The sequence below is a fragment of the Paenibacillus sp. FSL H8-0332 genome, assembly GCF_037963835.1.
Lineage (GTDB): Bacteria > Bacillota > Bacilli > Paenibacillales > Paenibacillaceae > Paenibacillus_AQ > Paenibacillus_AQ rhizoplanae.
The window spans coordinates 1,355,455-1,377,181 of sequence record NZ_CP150145.1; the positions used below are offsets into that span (position 1 = coordinate 1,355,455).

At 52.6% G+C, this 21,727-nt stretch carries 15 protein-coding genes; 11 read left to right on the forward strand and 4 right to left on the reverse strand.

Annotated elements, in window-relative coordinates; genetic code table 11:
- Nucleotides 1–113 precede the first annotated feature (113 nt).
- On the forward strand, nt 114–2,492 hold the full coding sequence (locus NST43_RS05955) for an ABC transporter ATP-binding protein/permease (protein WP_339223101.1): 2,379 nt from the start codon (nt 114–116) through the stop codon (nt 2,490–2,492).
- A gap of 208 nt (nt 2,493–2,700) precedes the next feature.
- On the forward strand, nt 2,701–3,042 hold the full coding sequence (locus tag NST43_RS05960; protein ID WP_339223102.1) for a hypothetical protein: 342 nt from the start codon (nt 2,701–2,703) through the stop codon (nt 3,040–3,042).
- 44 nt (nt 3,043–3,086) lie between these two features.
- Here the strand turns inward: NST43_RS05960 and NST43_RS05965 are convergent, their stop codons facing one another.
- Together NST43_RS05965 and NST43_RS05970 are read right to left on the reverse strand one after the other, a co-directional pair.
- Nucleotides 3,087–3,377 (reverse strand): hypothetical protein, encoded by a 291-nt coding sequence (locus NST43_RS05965; RefSeq protein ID WP_209993856.1) that lies wholly within the window; start codon nt 3,375–3,377, stop codon nt 3,087–3,089.
- Nucleotides 3,378–3,537: 160 nt separating this feature from the next.
- On the reverse strand, nt 3,538–5,031 hold the full coding sequence (locus tag NST43_RS05970) for a DHA2 family efflux MFS transporter permease subunit (protein ID WP_339223103.1): 1,494 nt from the start codon (nt 5,029–5,031) through the stop codon (nt 3,538–3,540).
- A gap of 236 nt (nt 5,032–5,267) precedes the next feature.
- Here NST43_RS05970 and NST43_RS05975 point away from each other — a divergent pair, with 236 nt between their 5' ends.
- The 4 genes from NST43_RS05975 (at nt 5,268) to NST43_RS05990 (ending at nt 8,147) form a co-directional block, all read left to right on the forward strand.
- Nucleotides 5,268–5,849 carry a TetR/AcrR family transcriptional regulator C-terminal domain-containing protein gene (locus tag NST43_RS05975; protein ID WP_209993855.1) on the forward strand — a complete coding sequence of 194 codons (582 nt, stop codon included), beginning with the start codon at nt 5,268–5,270 and terminating at the stop codon, nt 5,847–5,849.
- 186 nt (nt 5,850–6,035) lie between these two features.
- The gene (locus NST43_RS05980; RefSeq protein ID WP_339223104.1) at nt 6,036–6,797 is read left to right on the forward strand and encodes a metallophosphoesterase; all 762 of its coding nucleotides are present in this window, start codon (nt 6,036–6,038) and stop codon (nt 6,795–6,797) included.
- Between the two features lie 147 nt (nt 6,798–6,944).
- The gene (locus tag NST43_RS05985; protein WP_339223105.1) at nt 6,945–7,421 is read left to right on the forward strand and encodes a VOC family protein; all 477 of its coding nucleotides are present in this window, start codon (nt 6,945–6,947) and stop codon (nt 7,419–7,421) included.
- Between the two features lie 27 nt (nt 7,422–7,448).
- Nucleotides 7,449–8,147: an SDR family oxidoreductase gene (locus NST43_RS05990; protein ID WP_339223106.1), complete on the forward strand. Its 699-nt coding sequence runs from the start codon at nt 7,449–7,451 to the stop codon at nt 8,145–8,147.
- A 554-nt stretch (nt 8,148–8,701) separates the two neighbouring features.
- Here NST43_RS05990 and NST43_RS05995 read toward each other — a convergent pair.
- A complete protein-coding gene (locus tag NST43_RS05995; protein ID WP_339223107.1) occupies nt 8,702–9,910 on the reverse strand; it encodes a sugar efflux transporter in 1,209 nt (402 codons plus the stop codon).
- A 258-nt stretch (nt 9,911–10,168) separates the two neighbouring features.
- On the opposite strand from NST43_RS05995, the gene NST43_RS06000 reads away from it, so the two are divergent.
- The 3 genes from NST43_RS06000 (at nt 10,169) to NST43_RS06010 (ending at nt 15,940) form a co-directional block, all read left to right on the forward strand.
- Entirely contained in the window at nt 10,169–13,009 is a 2,841-nt protein-coding gene (locus tag NST43_RS06000; RefSeq protein ID WP_339223109.1) for a glycoside hydrolase family 3 C-terminal domain-containing protein, read from the forward strand.
- 288 nt (nt 13,010–13,297) lie between these two features.
- The gene (locus NST43_RS06005; protein ID WP_339223111.1) at nt 13,298–15,394 is read left to right on the forward strand and encodes a hypothetical protein; all 2,097 of its coding nucleotides are present in this window, start codon (nt 13,298–13,300) and stop codon (nt 15,392–15,394) included.
- A gap of 30 nt (nt 15,395–15,424) precedes the next feature.
- Nucleotides 15,425–15,940, forward strand: a complete 516-nt coding sequence (locus NST43_RS06010) for a SecY-interacting protein Syd (protein ID WP_339225346.1) — start codon at nt 15,425–15,427, stop codon at nt 15,938–15,940.
- A gap of 110 nt (nt 15,941–16,050) precedes the next feature.
- Here NST43_RS06010 and NST43_RS06015 read toward each other — a convergent pair whose 3' ends face one another.
- Entirely contained in the window at nt 16,051–16,962 is a 912-nt protein-coding gene (locus NST43_RS06015; RefSeq protein WP_339223113.1) for an AraC family transcriptional regulator, read from the reverse strand.
- A 158-nt stretch (nt 16,963–17,120) separates the two neighbouring features.
- Here NST43_RS06015 and NST43_RS06020 point away from each other — a divergent pair, with 158 nt between their 5' ends.
- Both NST43_RS06020 and NST43_RS06025 read left to right on the forward strand, forming a co-directional pair.
- On the forward strand, nt 17,121–20,258 hold the full coding sequence (locus NST43_RS06020) for an alpha-mannosidase (protein WP_339223115.1): 3,138 nt from the start codon (nt 17,121–17,123) through the stop codon (nt 20,256–20,258).
- A 16-nt stretch (nt 20,259–20,274) separates the two neighbouring features.
- Complete coding sequence (locus tag NST43_RS06025; RefSeq protein WP_339223116.1) at nt 20,275–21,414, forward strand: glycoside hydrolase family 88 protein; 1,140 nt, start codon at nt 20,275–20,277, stop codon at nt 21,412–21,414.
- The last annotated feature ends 313 nt before the right edge of the window (nt 21,415–21,727 follow it).

The following is a 21,727-nucleotide window of genomic DNA, read 5'->3' on the forward strand; positions in this document are numbered from 1 at the left end:
CCGGGAGTTTAGGTTTAGTTTATATTGGACGATTATACTGGGGAACAGCAGGACAGGAAGTGCGTCGCACCTACAGAGAATAAGAGTATAGGAATGGAAAGGGAGACTGGACAATGCTGCAATTAAAAAACATTACCAAGAGCTATAAGACAGGCGAATTCACTCAAGTCGCACTGGATAAAGTAAATCTCAATTTCAGAGAAAGTGAGTTCGTCGCGATTCTGGGCCAGAGCGGATCGGGCAAGACCACGCTGCTCAATATCGTCGGCGGACTGGATCAGTATGACAGCGGAGAGCTGATCATTAACGGTCAATCGACGGAGCGCTTCAAGGACAGCGAGTGGGATGCGTACCGCAATAACAGTGTCGGCTTTATTTTTCAGAGCTATAATCTGATCTCTCACTTAAGCATCACAGACAATGTGGAGATGGGGATGACGCTAAGCGGGGTATCTTCAGCCGAGAAGCACCGCAAGGCGCTGGAGGTTCTGGAGAAGGTCGGCCTTAAGGATCATGTGCACAAAAAGCCGAACCAGCTCTCCGGCGGACAGATGCAGCGTGTAGCCATCGCCCGGGCGCTCGCGAACAATCCGGATATCATCCTGGCTGATGAGCCTACCGGCGCCTTGGATTCAGAGACCAGTGAGCAGATCATGGAGCTGATCAAGTCGATTGCCGAGGATAAGCTCGTCATCATGGTTACCCATAACCCGGAGCTGGCGGAGAATTATGCAGACCGTGTTATCCGCTTCTCAGACGGTCATGCGATCTCGGACAGCAATCCGCTGGTTACGCAGAAGACCTCAAGTGCGTACAAGCTGAAGCAGACAAGCATGAGCTTTTTCACAGCCCTGAAATTATCCGGCAAAAACATTGCCACCAAGAAATGGCGTACGGGGTTGACCGCTTTTGCCTCCAGTATCGGGATTATCGGTATTGCCCTGATCCTGTCCCTGTCCAATGGCTTCGATAAGCAGATCAGCTCCTATGAAACCGGGGCCTTATCCAACTTCCCGATCTCCATCAATCAGACGGCGGTCAATCTGCAGAATGCAAGCCCTCCCGGCAAAGAGAATACAGAACTTACCTCATACCCGGCAGAGAAAAAGCTTTTCCCGTACGACCCGACTGTGAACTCAGCCATGCATATGAATGTGCTGACCAAGGAGTATATGCAGTATCTGGAGGGGATCGATCCCAAGCTGCTGGACGGCGTCTCCTATACCCGCAGTGTGAATATGAATTGGCTGGTGAAGGACGGGGACAAGGCGGCAGCGCTGGATAAAAGCAAGATTACTGTAGCTCCCTATCCGAGCAAACAGGGCAGTGACTCGGGAAGCTACCTGGAGCAGTACTATGATCTGCTGGAGGGGAAATTTCCTGCAGAGAAGACGGATCTGGTGCTCATTGTCGATCAATACAACCGTCTGACCAATGCGGCAGTGGATGCGCTCGGGCTGGATTATGAAGCCAAGAGCATCAATCTGAGCGATCTGGTCGGAACACAGCTGAAGCTGATTAATAACAATGACTACTATAAAAAGAATGGCGAACAGTTTGTGGTCAATGCAGCCGGAGGGGATCTGAAGGACCTCTATAACAGCCCCAAGGCAGTTACGCTTAACATTGTAGGTGTGCTGCGCGCACAGGAAGGGTCGACAATCTCAACGCTGTCGCCCGGTCTGGTCTACTCGGATGAACTGGCAGCCTCCTTCATTGCCGATGCGCATAAATCCGAGATTGTCCTGGCCCAAGAGAAGGCAGATATCAATGTGTTAACGGGGCAGGGATTATCAGATGGCCTCACAGGTACGGGTTCAACCGGCCCGATGGGCGGGCCTCCCATCATGAATGCGGGGCAGAGTGCAGCCGCCAGTATGGCCGCGCCCACGAAGGAGAATGCTCTTGCAGCGCTGGGGGCGACTGATATTCCAAGCGCAGTCTCGCTCTATCCGATTGATTTCAGTGCGAAGGAATCCGTAAATGCTTATCTGGACAAATGGAATGAAGGCAAAGCGGCAGAGGATCAGGTGCAATACACCGACCTTGCGGCGATTGTGACGAATATTTCCGGCGGAATTATGGACGGGATTACGATGGTGCTGATTGCTTTTGCGGCGATTTCCCTGGTGGTATCCCTGATCATGATTGCGATCATTACGTATATTTCCGTGATGGAACGTACGAAGGAGATCGGCGTATTGCGTGCACTGGGTGCCCGTAAGAAGGATATCACGCGGGTGTTCAATGCCGAGACCTTCATTATCGGGGCTTGCTCGGGGATTCTGGGCATCGGCATCACTTATCTGCTGACCATCCCGGTCAATGCAATCCTCTACAACCTGACGGAGCTGAAAAATGTCGCCCAGCTGAACCCTCTTCACGCGCTCATTCTTGGTGTCATCAGCGTCCTGCTCACTATGCTGGGTGGAGCTATTCCGGCTAAGATGGCGGCGAAGAAGGACCCGGTGACTGCCCTGCGCAGTGAATAACCAGCCGTAGTCCAGATCAGCCAGACTGAAATAACGAAACTACGAAATAACAAAGAACCAAGGGAATCCGTTCCTTTGGTTCTTTCTGCATTTTATTTCTGAATTCTATTTCTGCAAGATAAATTGCCATACATCACAGACAAACAGGGAGATTGTGGGATAAAATAACAGGAAATAGAGATTTAATCATGTACCCAGGAGGGATCAAATGAAGACCAGAGGCAAGTTGCAGGTCATTGCGGGTTTTCTTATGCTGGCGGCAATCATTACCTTGCACGATGTGCTGGAGAATCAGAATCTGAGAATCGTATTATCGATCACTGTAGCGGTAGCCGCTGCATATTTTCTTTCCAAAATCAGTCTTCCGCAGCAGGTATCCGGCAGAACGATGACGGTAGGGTTAGTGTCACTGCTGGTGTTCACTTGCGTGTACCATGTTCTACTGTCCGTAGTTCTGGAGCAGAGTATATTCGCTAATGGCTTTTGGATTCTCTTATGCGTCATTTACCTGTTAATCTGGATGCGTGCCCGGCTAAGTCCCTCAAGATAACGGCAGCCGCTTGCTTTGGAAGTAGCCGGAGCAGCAGTCTGGGATTACTCCGCAGAAGGCAGCTGGGCGCGTAAGGTTTTCTTTTTGTTAATCTCCTTGGACAGCTCTAATTGCTGCTGGGAGATTTTTTTGAGTTCGGCCTGAAGCTTGGTGATACGGCTCATTTTACTGCTGAGGGAGCTTGGGGATGAGCTTAGCTTGCAGTCTTTTTCCAGCTGGTTGATCTTGAGTGTGGTCTTGCGGGTCTTCTTCTGCAGCTCTGTCATACCGGCTTCCATCTCTGTGATTTCCTGAGTCAGTCGGTTAAGCATTGATTTCGTGAAGCTGATAGCCATTCGGACACCTCTTACTTTTCTTAATATAATAAGCATTCAGGATATCATTGTACTATAAGCGCTAAGTATATGCGAGATACAGAAGAAGACCCATGGAGTATGCTCCACAGGTCTTCTTCTGTATGCAGCCTATGAAATAGCAAAGCATCAGGCGCTCTCCCTAGACTTCCTCGGCGATAACGGCTTGCTGCTTCAGCGCCGGTTCCTTGGCCTGACCCACCTGCTTAATGAAGAAGGAGAGTAAGAGCCCGATAATTCCGATGCCCACAATAACCAGATAGGAATCGTTAATGCCCTGGATGGAAGCCTCCATTAACATATGCTGCTGAGTCTCGCCGGCAGTTCCGCCGCTGGCTGCGATATCCTGGAAGTGAGTGGCAGTACGGCTGGTCATCACGGTGACCAGCAGAGAAGTACCTACTGCGCCAGCGACTTGCCTTACGGTATTGGAGATGGCTGTACCATGGGAATTCAGCCTGGAGGGCAGTTGATTCAGCCCGAGGGTTTGAATAGGCATCAATAGCAGGGCCATGCCGATCCGGCGGCCGGTGGACATCAGCATCAAATAACCGTAGCTTGTCGAGTCTGTAAGATTCACGAAGCTGAGTGTAGTCAGAATAGTGATCGTCAGGCCGATAATGGCGAGCCATTTCGCGCCGAAGCGGTCGAACAGCTTACCGGTGATTGGCATCAGCGCGCCCATAATCACTGCGCCGGGCAGCAGCAGCAGGCCGGATTCCATAGCGGTGAAGCCGCGGGCATTCTGCAGATAGAGCGGCAGCAGCATCATATCCGCATACATCACAATCGTAACCGCCACACTGATGACGGTGGTCAAGGAGAACATATTATATTGGAAGGCGCGCAGATCCAGCAGCGGGCTCTCGGATTTGAGCTGCTTCCATATGAATAATCCGAGCGATATGACGCCAGCGGCCAGCGACAATAGCACCTCTGCGCTAGACCAGCCAGCGCTGGCTGCCCGGCTGAAGCCGTATAACAGGGTGCCGAATCCGATGGTGGACAGGGCCACGCTGGTAATGTCGATTTTGGGAAAAGAACGCTCGGCCACATTTCTCAGATAAATAAATCCGCATACGATGACCATAACCGTGAGCGGAAGCATGCCATAGAACATCATCTCCCAAGAATAACGCTCCATAATATATCCGGCTAGCGTAGGGCCGATGGCCGGGGCGAAGATGATGGCGAGCCCGACCATCCCCATGGCGGCTCCTCTTTTTTCACGCGGGAAGAGGGTCAAAATAACCTGGGTAAGCAGCGGCATAATAATGCCGGCACCGGCAGCCTGAATCATCCGTCCGGTAAGCAGCACCGGGAAGCTGCCTGCGAGCGCCGATACAAGGGTACCCGCAAAGAAAATAAACATCGAGGCCTGGAACAACTCCCGGGTAGTGAAGCGCTGCATCAGATAAGCCGTAATGGGAATCAGCACACCGTTAACCAGCATATAGCCCGTAGTCAGCCACTGGGCCGTGGCCGCCGTAATATTGAAGTCATGCATCAGCTCCGGTGTTGCAACGCTCATGATGGTCTGATTCAGTGTAGCCAGAAAGGCACCCAGAATCATTACGAAAAGAATAGGTCCCTTGGGAATGGACGGGACTTCTTTGATTGCTGTCTTGTTACTCACTATTCGCCATCCTTTCAAACCGCCAAATCATGGACTAAATTTACAATGTGTCGTATAGTTTACAATGTATAAAGTAGATTATAAATGAAAATTTCATGTAATCAAGCAACGATTTTCGGAAAAATGTAAATTAGTTTACACTTAGAGGATATGTGTAGTGTATGTGGTTGAAAAACGACACTTATGACTGAAATTGTAGCCTGCTCTTGGGCAGTAGCAGATTGGAGAGAATAGAAATGACGAATCCCCCCCAGCGGACAGATCCGCGCGTCCTTCGTACACGACAATTCCTCAAAGAGGCTCTGATTGAGCTGATGGAAGAGATGAGCATTGAGAAAATCACCGTCAACCGCCTTGCGCAGCGGGCCCAAATTAACCGTGTGACCTTCTATCTGCATTACCGGGATATCCCGGATATGCTGGAGAAAATGGCGGATGATATGGCAGAGGAGGTTCTGGAAGTGGTGAGAGACGATACGGACTTTACGGAAGCCGGACAAGAAGAAAAGTGGCCGATGCTGGAGCACCTGCTTGTGCATATTGCAGAGAACGCCAAATTCTACAAAATCGTGCTTACGTCCCGGAAGAGTACGATATTTACCGACCGGCTTTTTAAACTGATGGCGGATATTATTGCTGCAAGGGTGGAGAGCAGGGTTACCGCGCATGACGCTTCGGAAGTAACGGTACAGAAGGATATCGCTGTGTGGTACGGCTCGGCGGCCCTCATTGGTACCATCATCGCCTGGCTCCGGGAGGATATGCCGTATACGCCGCAGTATCTGGCCAAGCAGATCACTTCGCTGCGGGCGAAGTGATTGCCGGAAGCATTCATTAATGGACTCACTGGTCCAAGAGCAGCCAATTCCTCATGCATATAAATAGTAGGGACTACTATGTATTCTGAAGCTATTAATGATGGGGTGGGGTGGTTCGAGATGAAGAGGCGGGCAAGACCGTTACGGAAGTGGTTGATTCCCTCCAAGCGGCAGGCTGTACCCAGAGTGAAACGCAGAATCAAGGCGCAGACGATTGAATTTGCGGTATTTGGAGATAGTCATGTGGGATATGGCAACAGCTTGAGCATTTTTAAGAGTCTTTTGCCCAAGGCGGTGAGCAGCGGGAACAAACGCTTTATCATCTTCGGGGGAGATAACACTCAGGCGGGAGCGAATCACGGGAATAACGCCGGGACGTACTATAAGGAATTCAAGGACACCGTTACCAGTACGCTGGGAAGCATCCCTTACAAGGCGTCGATCGGGAATTGGGAGGCCAGCACACGGTCGTTGTTCACCCAGTACTTAGGGGCGATGGCCGGCCAGATGAATTTCCCGGGAACGCAGGGCAAGGTGAGATATGTATGGCTGGATTGCGCACTGGGCCAGTTCACACCGGCAAGCCTCAATCTGCTGCGGAATCTGGATGACAGGTATTTCTATATTATTGATTTCCACTGGCCGCTCCGGGTGCAGGGCATTACGGTGGATTTCAGCCATGTGCTCAGTGCGGCCGAGACCTCCAAGTTCTTCACGGCCATTCCGGCAAAAGCCAGAGAGAAGGTGCTGGCGATCTTCACGCATCATGGTCATAAATTCTACCGGAAGCTGATCAACATCTATCCGGGATACACCAGGACGAAATTCTTCGTCACCGGCTGCTCCGGGGACTACAAATGCAAGCAGGGCGAGAACATGGGGTATTATAACGCCACATTAACCAGCAGCGGTTCAGGTTATAAAGTCGAGGCTTATATCGCGCACTGAGGGGCTAAGTGAATGGGGCATAGCGGCGGGAGAGTGTCGTGAAGACATTCTCTTTATTTTTGGGCGGGCGTCTTGACGGAGAACTTGACAGCCCTTTCATGGGTTGGGTATGGTTGTCTGGTCAGCAGATAAAGGAGGCAGAACCGAATGTCAGGATTACTTGGAAATCACTTCATGACACAGATTGGGATTCTGGTCCACGATATCGAGAAGGTGAGTCAGGCGTATGCGGACTTCTTCGGACTGGACAAGCCGCAGATCAGCATAACCGATGCGGCAGACATTGCGCAGACTCACTATAATGGTGAGGCGAGTGAGGCACGGGCGAAGCTTGCTTTTTTCGACATGGGTTCATTACAGCTGGAATTGATTGAACCGGACCATCAGCCGAGCACCTGGCGCGATTATCTGAATGAGCACGGGGAAGGGCCTCACCATATTGCGTTTGTGGTGGAAGGAATGCAGGACAAGATCATGCTGCTCGAAGGCAAGGGATTCCCGCTCCAGCAGAAGGGCGAATATATCGGCGGACGGTATGCCTACCTGGATACGTTCAAGGAATTGAAGGTAGTGCTGGAATTGCTGGAGAATGACAACGATAACGATAACGATAACGAACAATAATAGAATTACGACAGGAGGAATTATACAATGAATATTCTAATTACGGGGGCCGGACGCGGATTGGGCCTTGAGCTGACGGCGGCTGCGCTGGAGCGTGGACATGCTGTTATTGCCGGGGTGCGGGATCTGACGCGCGGGCAGGCAGCATTAGCTGATCTGGCGGCAGTACATGGGGACAAGCTGACTCTCGTGACACTTGATGTAACGGACGAGGCCGGAATAGCAGCGCTTGCTGCCAGCCTGACAGAGCAGGCCCGGACACTCGGCGTCATCATCAATAATGCCGCAGTGCTGAATGCCACGGACACCGCACTTGAAGCGCTGGATATAGAAGAGATGCGGCGTGCCATGGATATCAATCTGTACGGGCCGATGCGGGTCGTCAAGCTCCTTCTGCCGCTGCTGACCGGGCCGGATGCTTCGATCATCAATATCTCATCAGAGGCAGGCAGTATCACCAATGCTTACCCCGGCAGCTATCCGTATACGATCTCCAAGACTGCGCTCAATATGTTCACGCAGAAGCTCCATGTCACACTGAAGGATCGCGGCATCCATGTGCTCAGCGTCCATCCCGGCTGGATGCCTACCGATATGGGCGGAGCTAAGGCACCGCTTCCCCCGCGCACCAGTGCCGAAGGCATTCTGGACCTGATCGGGCAGAAAGCCGAGCCATCCGGCCACTTTAGATTCGTGGATTACACGGGTGAGGATATGGATATCTAGCTAGAACAGCATCAGCTTTAAAACTGTAAGAATGAACCTCAGGGTGTTAAAGTCTGAGCATGAACATCAAGCTAATATTAGGCTGACACTGCACCCGTTGCCGACTTCTACATTCAAGTTGCTGATTGTATTTCCTGCAATAGAAAACGCATAGCTGACCGTAAAATGAGCTTCTATTGTATTTCATACAGTGGAATGTTGTGTTTTGGGTGAAAAATGGCCTTTTTTTAACATCCAATTGTACGGAATACAATAGATTCTATTTCGAAGCCTTTTTTACAGCATTCCATTGTACAAAATGCAGTTACTATCGTTCCAGCGCCTACAGCATCAGTCTTTAAATTGTGGTTGGGCATGATGAGACCTGAAGTTTTAAAAGAGTGAAGTCATTGGGACAAATTGTATACGAAAAACCGAATACAATGTACTTGCGCGAAGGTGTCGGGCCTAATGTATGTGAAAAACCGAATAAAAATTGTAGGTGGTTTCCTCTTACTGATCCAATCCATAAATTTATATCTGATGCCCTACTACTATGCACAGCACTTCACCTGTCATGAGGCGAGTGGAGTTGTAATTTTCTCGTCCGGAGAGCGGCGGGGCCAGAGCAGCAGTCCCAGTGAGCAGACTACCAGCACTACGCAGAGCAGGTAGGAATGGCGGTATCCTAACCACTGGGCTGCGGCTCCTCCCGCCAGGCTTCCGGCCAGTCTGCCGATGGTTGTAGCATTGGTATACAGTGTGGAGGCATAGCCGGGATGATCCGGCAGCAGATCCTGAATATAGCTGATGCCAATCGCAGAGATTACAGCGACAAAAAAAGCCAGCAGCACCTGTCCGGCGATGAGCTGCCACAGCTCACCCACTCCGATCACCAGCGCATAATAGATGCCTCCCATTACCATTCCCCAGCCCAGCAGCACCTTGCTGTCGTATTTGGCTGACAACAGCCCCAGCACCAGCATGAACGGAATCTCCATTAACGCGCAGATACTGGCCACCGAAGCTACATTCTGTGTAGTGCCTCCCAGCGTATTGACAATGAACAAGGAGATATTCAGACTATTGGCCCAGTGTCCGGTATAGAGCAGAGTCAGGATGAGAAAAGGAACCATCACCCTAGCGTTCCGCTGCAGTCCGGCTGATTGCTGGATACGCGGTTGAAGCTGCTTAGCGGCTGAAGGCCGTACGAAGCTGAACACCAGCAGGGCATTGATCAGGAAGATCAGTGTGGTCGCTGAGAAAATCCCCTGAAATCCGAAGCGGCTCAGGAGCGCGGCTCCAACCAGCGGGCCGCTGATGAAGCCAAGGGAGAACATCGAGCGCAGGGCTGAGTTGGCCAAGGCATGATCAGGAGAACTGCTGGCGCTCACAGCTTCTCTGGCACTGGCGAATAATTGCGGCATCGCCGGGGCGCCGGCTGCGGTGAATATTGTCATATAGGCCAGCAGCGCGTAAAAGTCATGAATGAATATGTATCCGGCAAAAGCAACCGCGTTGAACATCATGCAGATCACCATCAGCCTGCGGCGGTTCAACCCGGCGTCGGAGCGCTTGGCAATGAACATGCTTAAGGCTACCCCGCTAAGGAGGGTCACCGCTGTGAAAATACCGAAGGTTCCGGCGGTGACGCCGAGTTCTTCTGTGAAGTAGACCGCCAGGAACGGGGCGCTGATAGAGATGGCCATTCCCTGGAACAACATGCAGAGCAGGAATATAGGATAGCTTGGAATGAGGAGCAGAGCATAGGTTCTTTTGAGCATAGAGTGTGTGGACTTCCTTTCAGCATCGCTTGTAGTCTTCTCTTTGATTTAATTATAGTATAACGTCAATAGCATATGATGTGTCTGATTAGCATCTATACCATACAGAATCCCTAATAATGAACTGGTTTTTGGGCCAATTGTTCTGGTGTTATTGTCAGGGAAGATCTTCTAAGATGGAGGAGGATAGGACAGCCGGGCTGTGCGGAGGCAACAGGACGCTGGGCTTGGCTGGATATGAAACCGTTATCATGAAAAATGAAGGAGAGATTATATATGGACGCTGCTACGTATCCTTTTAGACAAATTGAATTGCCATTAGATGAACGTGTTCAGGATCTGCTCTCCCGGCTGACACTGGCGGAGAAGGTCAGTCTGATGCCGCAATATCAGGCTGAAATTGAACGGCTGGGTGTAGGCGGTTACAAGCATGGGACGGAGGGCGCGCACGGGATCTCCTGGCTGGGCAAAGCCACCTCGTACCCGCAGCCAAGCGGCCTCGCCTGTACCTGGAACCCGGCGCTGCTGCAGAGAATCGGCTCGGCAATCGGGGATGAGGCCAGAGCCTTTTACCGCAAGAATCCCACGGTTAACGGCTTGACTCTGTGGGCACCGACTGTGGATATGGAACGGGACCCGCGCTGGGGGAGAACAGAGGAAGCCTACGGGGAGGACCCTGAGCTGACAGGCCGGCTGAGTACAGCGCTTGTCCAGGGAATTCAGGGCGATCACCCGGTGTATCTGAAAGCGGTAGCGACCCTGAAGCATTTCCTCGGGAACAATAATGAGATTGACCGGGGCGTGGCTTCGTCCAGCATTGACCCGCGTAATATGCGCGAATATTATCTGGAAGCCTTCAAGCCTGCCTTCAAGGAAGGCGGCGCACAATCCATGATGACTGCCTACAACTCCGTGAACGGCGTGCCGGTTATCCTCCATCCGGCGGTAATGGAGATTGTGAAGGGCGAATGGGAGATGGACGGCTTCATTGTCAGCGATGCCGGAGACCTGTTCGGCATTGTGAAGGACCATAAGTATTATGATTCCTTCGCCCAGTCCATGGCGGAATCGATCAAGAATGGCATTGACAGTGTGACCGAAGAGACGGAGGAGACCATTAAGGTGATTCACGAGGCGCTCCGTGAAGGGCTGCTGACCGAGGCAGATCTGGACCGCGCGCTGGCGAACACCTTCCGCATCCGCTTCCGGCTCGGTGAGTTCGACCCGGAGGAAGGCAATCCGTATACGAAGATAGACGACTCAGCCATTCTCAGCAAAGCGCATGGCGAGCTGTCGCTCGAAGCCGCGAAGGAATCCATCGTGCTGCTGAAGAACGACAACGCAGCCCTTCCACTGAATGCAGCCTCGTTGTCCAAGGTCGCTGTGATCGGCCCGCTGGGGGACGAAGCGTTCAGAGACTGGTATTCCGGTACGCTGCCATATGCGGTGACCCCTTTGCAGGGAATCATCAAGAAGCTGGCAGGCAAGCAGGTCACCTTCGAGAGCGGGGATGACCGGATCATTCTGACCTCCGCTGCCAGCGGACAAGCCGTGGGTTTTACGGGTGAGGACGGACGGCTCGCAGTGCTGCATGATCAGCCGGAGCGCGGGGAGATGTTCCGCCATACGGCGTGGGGCTGGACTGCTCATACCCTTGAATCCACCAGCCGGGGGCAATATGTCACCCTGACAGATGCCGGTATACTGACCGCTTCCGCTGATGAAATCTATGGCTGGTATGTGAAGGAATCGCTGAACCTGGTTCAGGAAGGCGAAGGCGCTGTCAGCTTGCGCACCTGGAATGATCAGCCGCTTGTTATCAGTGCTGAGGACGGAACCCTCTGCGTCTCTGAAGAGGAGTCCTCTTCCGAAGCACGCATCTTCCATAAGCAACTGGTAGTGAATGGCGTAGAAGCAGCGGTGGAAGCGGCCCGGGCCGCTGAGGTTGCCGTCGTATTCGTCGGTAACCATCCGCTCTTGAACGGCAAGGAGGAGATTGACCGGCCGGATATTGTACTGCCCGCAGAGCAGGAGAATCTGGTTAAGGCCGTTTATGCCGCCAACCCGAACACCGTCGTGGTGATCGTCGGCAGCTATCCGATTTCCTCCACCTGGATCGACGAGCATATTCCGGCCGTGCTGTACACTTCGCATAGCGGACAGGAGCTGGGCCATGCCGTCGCAGATGTCCTGTTCGGCGATTACAGCCCGTCCGGCAAGCTGAATATGACCTGGTACCGCAGCGTCAGCCAGCTGCCTGAATTCATGGACTACGATATTATCAAAGGCAAAAGAACCTACATGTACTTCGACGGTGAACCGCTCTATCCGTTCGGTCATGGTCTGAGCTATGCACAGGTGAATTATAACAAGCTGTCGCTGGCAGCGGAGGAAGTACAGCAGGACGGTACGATCAGTCTGACCGTAGAGCTTGAGAACAGCGGCAGCGTTGACGGTGACGAGGTAGTTCAGCTCTATGTCCAGTACTTGTCCACCCGGATCAAGCGTCCGCTTAAACAGCTGAAGCGGTTTGACAAAATCCGACTGGCTGCCGGACACAAGCAGACGGTCACCTTCACTTTACCCGCCGCTGAACTCTCCTTCTGGGACGTCAGCCGCGAACAGTACTGTGTGGAGGATGGGGAATACCAGCTAATGACAGGCCGTTCCTCGGGAGATATCCGGCTGTCAGCCACCATCAGAGTGCATGGCGAGACCGTTCCGCCGCGTGATCTGTATGCGCCAGTTAAGGCTGAGAATTACGATGATTACGATAGTGTCTTCCTCGATGAATGCAAGGCTGGCGGCGCTGCGGTACATCCAGTGAAAGAAGGGGCGTGGATCGCCTTCCATAATGTCCGTTTTACAGAGGGAGCAGCGGGCGTCGAGATGCTGGTATCCTCCGTCCAGGGCGGCGTGGTTGAAGTCCGGACCGGCAGCCCGTCCGGCAAGCTGGCGGCTACACTTGTAGTTCCATCCGGCAGCGTTCAGCAGTGGCATGGCCAGTCCGCTATAGCGGATGTGGATGCTGGAACCACCGATGTGTATCTTGTCTTGCGGGGTGAGGTTCTGCTCAGCCGCGTGCAGTTTACGGTGTAGGTGTCCTTGCGTTGCGGGACCCTTGTATATATGTGAAAAAAGCTTATGTGAAAAAAGCTTCTGAATGGCCTGTTGGGCGATTCGGAAGCTTTTTTAAATGATTGAACACAGGCAGAGATAAAGGGGAGCAGCGATAGTTGGATTTTGTGGAGTTGCTGGCCAATTTCCAAACCGTATAAAACGGATGGAACCTAAAACCGATAATAAAGGATAAACCTATATATTTAGGGATTATTTTCATATCAAGATGAGGAACGTAACATGTGATGTCCGGCGGGGAGGGTGAAGATGGCTTCAACAAAGCTAGTATTTAACGAAGATGAAGTCAGGCGCTTGCAAAGGAAGATTGGCGAGGTGAGCCAGGACACCAACCGACTATATCTGGAGCTGAAGGGCCAGTCCAGCGGCTGGGGCGGCATTCCCATGGGCGACCATATGGTCAAGGCCCAGGTCCTGATCAATGAATTAACCGTAGAAGCGGAGAAGTTAGAGGATATCATCCGGATTGCCCTTAGAGGGGTCGCGGATTTGCAGGAAGAGAATCGACGGCAGGCGGACAGGCTGACGGGGCAGTTTACGCTTTTGTTAGCGGCCTTCGGAAGCTTGGGGCTGCAACCGGCCGCCGGACGGGTCTCCATCCCTGAATTTGTGCAGCGAAGTGCGACGAACCTCATCACTTCGATTGCCGCTCTACCGGGAAAAGACGAGCTCAGCAGGGACCCGGTGGTGCAGCAGCTCAGGAATGTCATTCAAACCTCCGGCCTGCTGACCGTAGAGAGTATAGCTGCACAAAGTAAGCTGACGGATATTTTTGCAGCGCGGGATCAGATCGCCAAGGCACAGATGGCCTTCAAGGTGTATCAGGCGTTCGGAAACCAGGCGCAGATGGAGGCTGTTCATGCACAGGCCGAAGAAGCCCGGCAGAAGCTGGCCTCTCTAGGCGTAGCCAAGATCTACTATGAAGCCGGTACGGATCTAAGCGCCCATTACAGACAACCAGCGGTTACCGCCTGTGAGTATGATCCGTCGATTACAGCAGACAAGGTCCCCTTACTACATAACGAAGAATATTTGCTGCTGCTGCGGCTGGCGATGGAGAAGACCGCCGCAGGAGCGTATGCGCGGGGTCAGCTTGCGGCGAAGCGGCAGGAAATTCAGATCGCAGCGGCTCTTAAACAGGTTCAAGAGCAGATTGAAGCGCAGCGGCGGTTGAACGGGCCGCCGCTCACGCTGCCGGACGGCACGCCAATTACCGCAGACAACAAGGAAAATGAGACTACCTGGAACTTTTATCAGGCGAAAGTCTATGTGCCAAATGAATATCTCACCCCGATGTACACCAGTTATTTGGGGTGGCTGGAGGATACCTACGGGCTGACGAAATGGGAGAGCCGGGTTCGTCAGGCGGATAGTGTGGTGTTGGCTTTTACCGAAGGATTGGTGAAAGAGGTCGTCATGGGCGTGGCGGATACGGCAACTTTTGCCTTCAAGCTGGTTGTGGACCCAGTCAAAACCACCACAGAAATGAAGAATCAGGCGCAATACCTCATCGAGCATCCGGAAGTGCTGGTGGAAGCGGCCAAGATGGCGTATCATCAGTTTGACGAAGGCACCCCGGAAGAGAAGGCGAGAATGCTGGGCTCGGTCGCGTCCATACTCGTCCCAGGACTACAAATTACCAAAGCAGGCAAAGTGGGTAAAGTGTTGGACGAGGTCGAAGACGTCGTCAGCCAAGCGGCGAAGGATGCCCTGCAAGGGATCAAGCAGAAGCTCCCGGATCTAGGACGGGCCGTGCAGACGCCGGAAGGGTTTGTTTTCAAGATAGGGGAGATTCAGGGTACGCCAGCCATGCCGAAGACGCCGGTACAGCAGCGGTATATGGAGGGGGTGGGTGGTGGCGGTAATAGGGTAGGGGGGATTGGTGAAATTGACCATCCAATTAGAACATATCGGAATGCTGATCTAAAAAAACTCGAGGCTAAATATGCTGCTGACCCTAAATTAACGGTTGAAATGCCATATGAAGGTAAGGGGAAGTATGGTACAAATTCAGAAGGATGGTTACGAGATAAGGACTATTACTGGAAAGTAGTCATGGAAAAGTATCCTGAAAGTATAAGTAAATCCAATAAACAAAAAATTGAATTAGGGTTTTCACCAATTAATGATAAGCAGTTCAGAGAACACTTCCCACAGTTTAATATTAAGGAACTGAATAATGACACTCTTATTCACCATCATATTGGTGGCGGTGGCCAAGCAGTTGCAGTCCCATCAAAGTTACATCCTGGGTCTGGTGGTATTCACAATATCGAAAAAGAGGCAGGAATTTGGGGTAATGACAGCCAATATGCAGAATTACTAGAAAAATTCTTAAATAAGTAGAGGGTGATATATTTGCATATAAAAGAAGCTATGGATCAATATTTTTCATTAAGGAAAAAAGTTGCTGAAGAAGGATTGGACTTTTTATTTAAAACACCATTCGATGAAGAGAGTGAATCTCTTATTTACATTGGAGAGGTGGACGAGGATGAGTATATCTCATGGCAGCCTGTCAAAAAAGACCCTTACGATTTCAAGCCACTAGAAGAGGATTTAGGTATTAGCATTCATCCGTCTGTCAAAGAATATTTTAATTCATACTATTTTGCCGATTTAGATGGATTTATTAAAGAACATTATATAAAACTAGAATCGGTACTACAAAAGGCAGATATTGATTCTTATACGAACACACTTAAAGGATACAAGAATAATCACGATAACAAACTTGAGAATATCCCTTTAGGGATAGAAGGCAACGGACTTAACGTAGTGATTGACAATGAAGATGGTTCTGTGAAACTCGAAGATTTCGAAAGAAATTCTTTCGAAGTGATTTCAGAGAATATTGAGCTGTTAATTACTAGTTTACGACTAAAAAGATAATATCATTGCCGACCTCTTTGGGAAAAGGGTCCATTATGGTGAGATGATACCATTATGGTCCCTTTTTTTGTTAGGCACACCTTCTTGGATTTTCCTAACATTACCATCCATCAATACGAACTCAAAGACGAAGCCCCGCCAGACGACCCCTGCGCCTTGCGGAACGCGGAAGGGGACATGCCGCTCTGCTTATTGAAGATGCGGTTGAACTGGGAGAAGCTGTTGAAGCCGCATTGTCCGGCGATGTCGGAGATCTTGTGCCGGGTATGGAGCAGGAGCTGCTGGGCTTTGCGGACGCGGGTCATTTGGATGTATTCGGTCAAGGTGAAGCCGGTGACGGTTCTGAACTGGTGCGATAAATAATAAGGGCTGATATAGAATTCCTTGGAGATGGAGTCCAGGGACAGCTCGCTGCCGTAATGGCTGTGAATGTGGGCGGTGATTGAATAGATTTTTTGCATCATGGCATTGCCGATCTCCTCCAGCACGTAAGCATTCTTGTCATTCTGCTGGGACAGACTGCAGAGGAACTGCTGGAACAGACTATGAATCAGCACCGGATTCAGCGGTGAAGTGCTGCGGGAGCAGTTGAAAATAGCATTGAGCGGCTCGAACACGGCACTGCGCGGCCCTCCGGTGAACCGGTAGATCGGAACCTCCTCGGCGAACGGCTGCAGCATTGCATTGTAAGCGGTCTCAAGTCCGGGTGTATTCCTGGGCAGGTTGAAGTTGATAATCAGCCGCTTATGCGGCGGGCCTGCGGGATACTGGGTCATATGCAGCCGGTACGGAGCAAGCAGAACAATGTCATATTGCTGGAGGGCATGTACATTACCTTCAATAATATGAGTAGCGCTGGAATCCAGCAGAATATGAATCTCATAAAAGTCATGATCGTGCTGGAATTCCATATTGATGTCGTGAGAGCGCTGATCGTAGTCAAAATAGTAAAAGAGCGGATCAGCCGGAGTATTGATACGTATGCTGTATCCTTGCTCGTATAACAGGTCGCTGTCAAGCATAGCCTCTCTCCTCACTATTGCCGTTATCCTGTATATTATAGGCTCAAAAAAGCAAAATATGCAATGAATAGGGCGGAATACAGCAAGAGTAGGGTAGTTTTTGGAGTGGAAGGTTTGCTATAGTGACCATATGAAAGCGGATACAGGGAGTGATAGAGATGTTATTCACAGAAGAAAAGCTGATCAAACGCCAGGCTGAAGTAGAAAAGTATAGATATCTTAAGGTCCAGGAGCTTACAGAGTTCGCGTTCGCTGAGGATGAGGAAGGGGCTAACGGTGTATACCCGGAGTCGGTGTCCTTTGATGGCGTCATCAGGCTTCAGGAGCATTGGCGCGGGCGGGACCGTTACATCTGGCTGCGCACAGAGGTCGTGCTGCCGCCTGGTCAGGCAGGCTTCAAAATTGCCGGCAGATTTGATTTTGGCAAAACAGGGGACTTCAATAACTCCGGCTTCGAATCGCTGCTGTTCGTGAACGGATCGCCTTATCAGGGCGTAGATAACAACCATAGAGAGGTAATCTTCGGCGATGAATGGGGCGGACAGACGGTAGAGCTGGCTTTCCGGCTGTGGTCGGGACTTGAGGGCGGCGGGCAGCCCAGAATTCAGGAGCACCGGCTCAGCGAAGCATTCATCGGCTATCTGGACGAGGGCATTGATGATCTATTCTATATGTCGAAGGCGGCGCTCGACACCTTCCGTTATCTTGGCAGAGACCAGCCGGAGAAGCAGTGGCTGCTTAGAGCGCTGAATGAGGCCTTCCGTCTGATCGACTGGTCGGAGCCGGGCTCGTCAGAGCATACTGCTTCGCTGTATCAGGCAGGCGCCAGTCTGAATCAGGCGATAGAGGCGATGCCGCAGACTTTTGACGTAACGCTTACCGCTGTGGGCCATACCCATATTGATGTTGCCTGGCTGTGGCGGCTGAAGCATACCCGTGAAAAGACAGCCCGTTCCTTCTCCACCGTACTGCGGCTGATGGAGGAGTTCCCGGAGTACCAGTTCCTGCAGACGCAGCCTCAATTGTACGCTTATCTGGAGCAGGATTATCCGGAGCTGTTCGGGCGGATCACCGAGAAGGTGAAGGAAGGCCGCTGGGAAGCGGAAGGGGCGATGTGGCTGGAATCGGATTGTAATATCCCGTCCGGCGAGTCGCTGGTCCGCCAGATTATGCTGGGCAAACGCTATCTCCGTGAACAATTCGGCGTAGAGAGCAAGTACCTGTGGCTGCCGGATGTCTTCGGATACAGCTGGGCGTTGCCGCAGATTCTGCGCAAATCGGGCATCGATACGTTCATGACGACCAAAATCAGCTGGAATCAGTTCAACCGGATGCCGCATGACACCTTCTGGTGGCGGGGAATGGACGGTTCGGAGGTGCTGACCCATTTCATCACGACCTCTGAGAAGGATGGGGCGGAGTACACGTATAACGGACGGATGACGGCGGGGCTGCTGCGCGGGATCTGGAATTCCTATCAGGATAAGGAGATCAACGATCACCTGATGTTTGCATACGGCTGGGGTGACGGAGGCGGCGGGCCGACGCGGGAGATGCTGGAGCTTCGCCGGCGCTTCGACAAGCTTCCGGGCATTCCGAAGATTGAGATGGGCAGTGCCGGGGAGTATTTTACCGGGCTGCATGAACGGATCGGAAAGGCGGAGGCGTTCGTACACACCTGGAACGGTGAGCTGTATTTCGAATGCCACCGGGGCACGTACACCTCGCAAGCCCGCAACAAGAAATATAACCGCCGCCTGGAGCTGCTGCTGAGGGATGCCGAGTGGCTGCATACACTGATGGGTGTTAGACAGGGGAATCTTGAAACCGCTTATCCTGCGGCTGAACTGACCGGAATCTGGGAGATCTTGCTGCGCAACCAGTTCCATGACATTATCCCCGGTTCGTCGATCGCTGAGGTCTACGAGGACAGTGATGCTGAATATGCGGAAGGCGAGGCGCGCTCACTAGCTCTGATTAACGGAGTGGCTGAGGAAGAAGAGGCTGACAGCAGGTTTACTCTGATGAACAGCTCGAACTGGAACCGTCCGCGCTATGCGCTGCTTCCTATGGGTGCCGCAGATTCCGCAAGTGTTCATGACGCAGACGGGAACCGGCTGTGGCAGCAGCGGACGGCAGACGGGGAAGTGCTGGTCTATGTTCCGTCTGTGCCTGCACTGGGCACGGCGGTGCTGAAGGTAGTTCACGGGCAAGCAGCCGAGGCCTCCCTGGAGGCGCAGATTCAGCCGCTTGCAGCCGTATCCGGCAACATGCTGAGCACACCGCTTGTGGAAGTAGTGTGGAATGAACAGGGCCACTTCACTTCAATGATCGACCGGCAGAGCGGCCGCGAGCTGCTGGCGCCAGGGCAGCGCGGGAATGTGCTACAGGTGTTCGAGGATAAGCCGCTGGATTTTGAAGCATGGGATATCGATATTTTCTACCAGGAAAAGATGACTGAGATCTCACAGCTGACCGGATGTGAGCTGACCGAGAACGGACCGCTGCGGGCGGTGCTGCGCATGACCTGGACCTATCACCGCACAGCGGTAACTCAGGACATCATCTTCTACCGGGATACCGCGCGGATTGACTTCCGCACAGAGATGGACTGGCACGGGCATAACCAGCTGCTGAAGGTGGCCTTCCCGGTGGATATTCATGCGCTGGAGGCTACTTATGACATTCAGTTCGGCAATGTGAAGCGCCCTACGCACTGGAATACAAGCTGGGATTACGCCCGCTTCGAAACGGTGGGCCATCAGTGGGCGGATATCAGCGAGAAGGGCTATGGCATAGCGCTGCTCAATGACTGCAAATACGGCTATGACATCAAGGACAGCGTGCTCCGGCTGACGCTGCTGAAGTCGGCGGTTCATCCCGATCCGCAGCAGGATCAGGGTCATCATGCCTTTACGTATGCACTTTATCCGCATACGGGTGATTTTGTAGAGGGCAAGGTGGCCCAGGAGGCGTGGGAGCTGAATAATCCATTGCGTAGTGTGGCTGGTGAGCTTGTAGGGGACCCGGTGCTCTATATAGATGGCGCACATGTGATGGTGGATGCGGTCAAGCGCTCGGAAGACGGCAAGGATGTGGTGCTGCGGCTGCATGAGTACGCCGGTTCCCGGACGCAGATTACTGTAGACAGCGCTTATTCTATAGCCTCCTGGCAGGAATGCAACCTGATGGAGGAGCCGCTGGGAGACTGGCAGGAAGAAGAGGGCCTGAGCTTCCAGGTGAAGCCGTATGAGATCAGAACGTTCAGAATCAAGCTGCGCGGGGCGCAGAGCTGAGAGGAGAGAGGCTAGGATGGGAGCAGGAGAGAAGCAAGCGGTGCCGGTTAGCTGTGTGAGCAAGGAAGAGGTGATGCAGAAGCTGGACCTGGTCACGAATAAGCTGCTGAAGCTGGGCCGGCCGGATAATGAAGCGGAATTGCAGAACCTGGGGGAGGATGCGGAGCGCCGGGGGTATTTTGCCAGGGACTTCGGGATGGAAGAGTGGGATTGGCCGCAGGGAGTGGGGCTGTATGGCCTGCAAAAGCTTGACCGGCATTTCGGGGACGGCCGTTATGCAGAATACACCAAGCCGTGGATGGCCCGGCAGCTTACGAAGGGATTACCGAGCCGGAATATTAATACGACTGCCCCGCTGCTGTCGCTCATGGAGCTGGAAGAGGCGGGAGAGCTGAGTCTGGAATGGATGGATTGGCTAATGCACGGCCTGCCCCGGACGTTGGAGCAAGGCTATCAGCATGTGACTACGGGGACTCAGAAGCATGAGGTCTCGCTCCATGAGAACGAGATCTGGATTGATACGCTGTTCATGGCGATTCTGTTCACTGCCAAAATGGGTGTGAAGTACGACAATCCGCAGTGGCGCGAGACCTCGCTGCATCAGCTGCTGCTGCATATTAAATATCTGTATGACAAAAAAACCGGCTTCTTCTTCCACGGCTGGCATTTTGCAGAGCGCCATAACTTCAGCGAAGCCTTCTGGTGCCGCGGCAACGGCTGGTTCGCCCTCGGCCTGCCGGAATATCTGGAGCTGATGCGGCCCTATCTGGCAGACGGAGTCTTCAGCTATCTCCAGCAGACATTGCAGGCCCAGGCCGAAGCCCTGCTCGCTTGTCAGAGCGGGGACGGACTATGGCATACCCTGCTGGATGACTCTGGCAGCTATACCGAAACCTCCGGTTCGGCTGCGATTGCCGCCGGTATTCTGAACAGTGTGCGCCGGGGTCTGCTCCCGGAGGGCTATAGCGAACCGGCTCTGCGGGCAATCCGCGCCATCCTGGACAGAATTGACGGTGAAGGCACAGTGCTCGGCGTATCTGGCGGTACTCCCATCGGCGCAGCCAAGGAAGACTACAAAGGGATCATCATTGCCCCGATGGCCTACGGCCAGGCGATGGTGCTGGTCGCGCTGGGCGAAGCGCTGCATTATTGCTGAGGCGGGAGTCTAGGCAGGGGCGAAGCGGTTGAGTGATAAGAATTGAACAAGCGGCAGCCATGGACGGAGATCGTCTTCGGCTGCCGCTTGTGTATTGTTGGGGGAACGCGCAGGTGACGGGGACCAAATGTAGTCGAAAAACCGATCACATTGGACTGACACAAGGCGCATGGGCCCAATGTAGTCGAAAAACCGATCACATTGGACTGACACAAGGCGCATGGACCAAATGTAGTCGAAAAACCGATCACATTGGACTGAGGCAAGGCGTATGGACCGAATGTAATCGAAAAACCGATCACATTGGACTGAC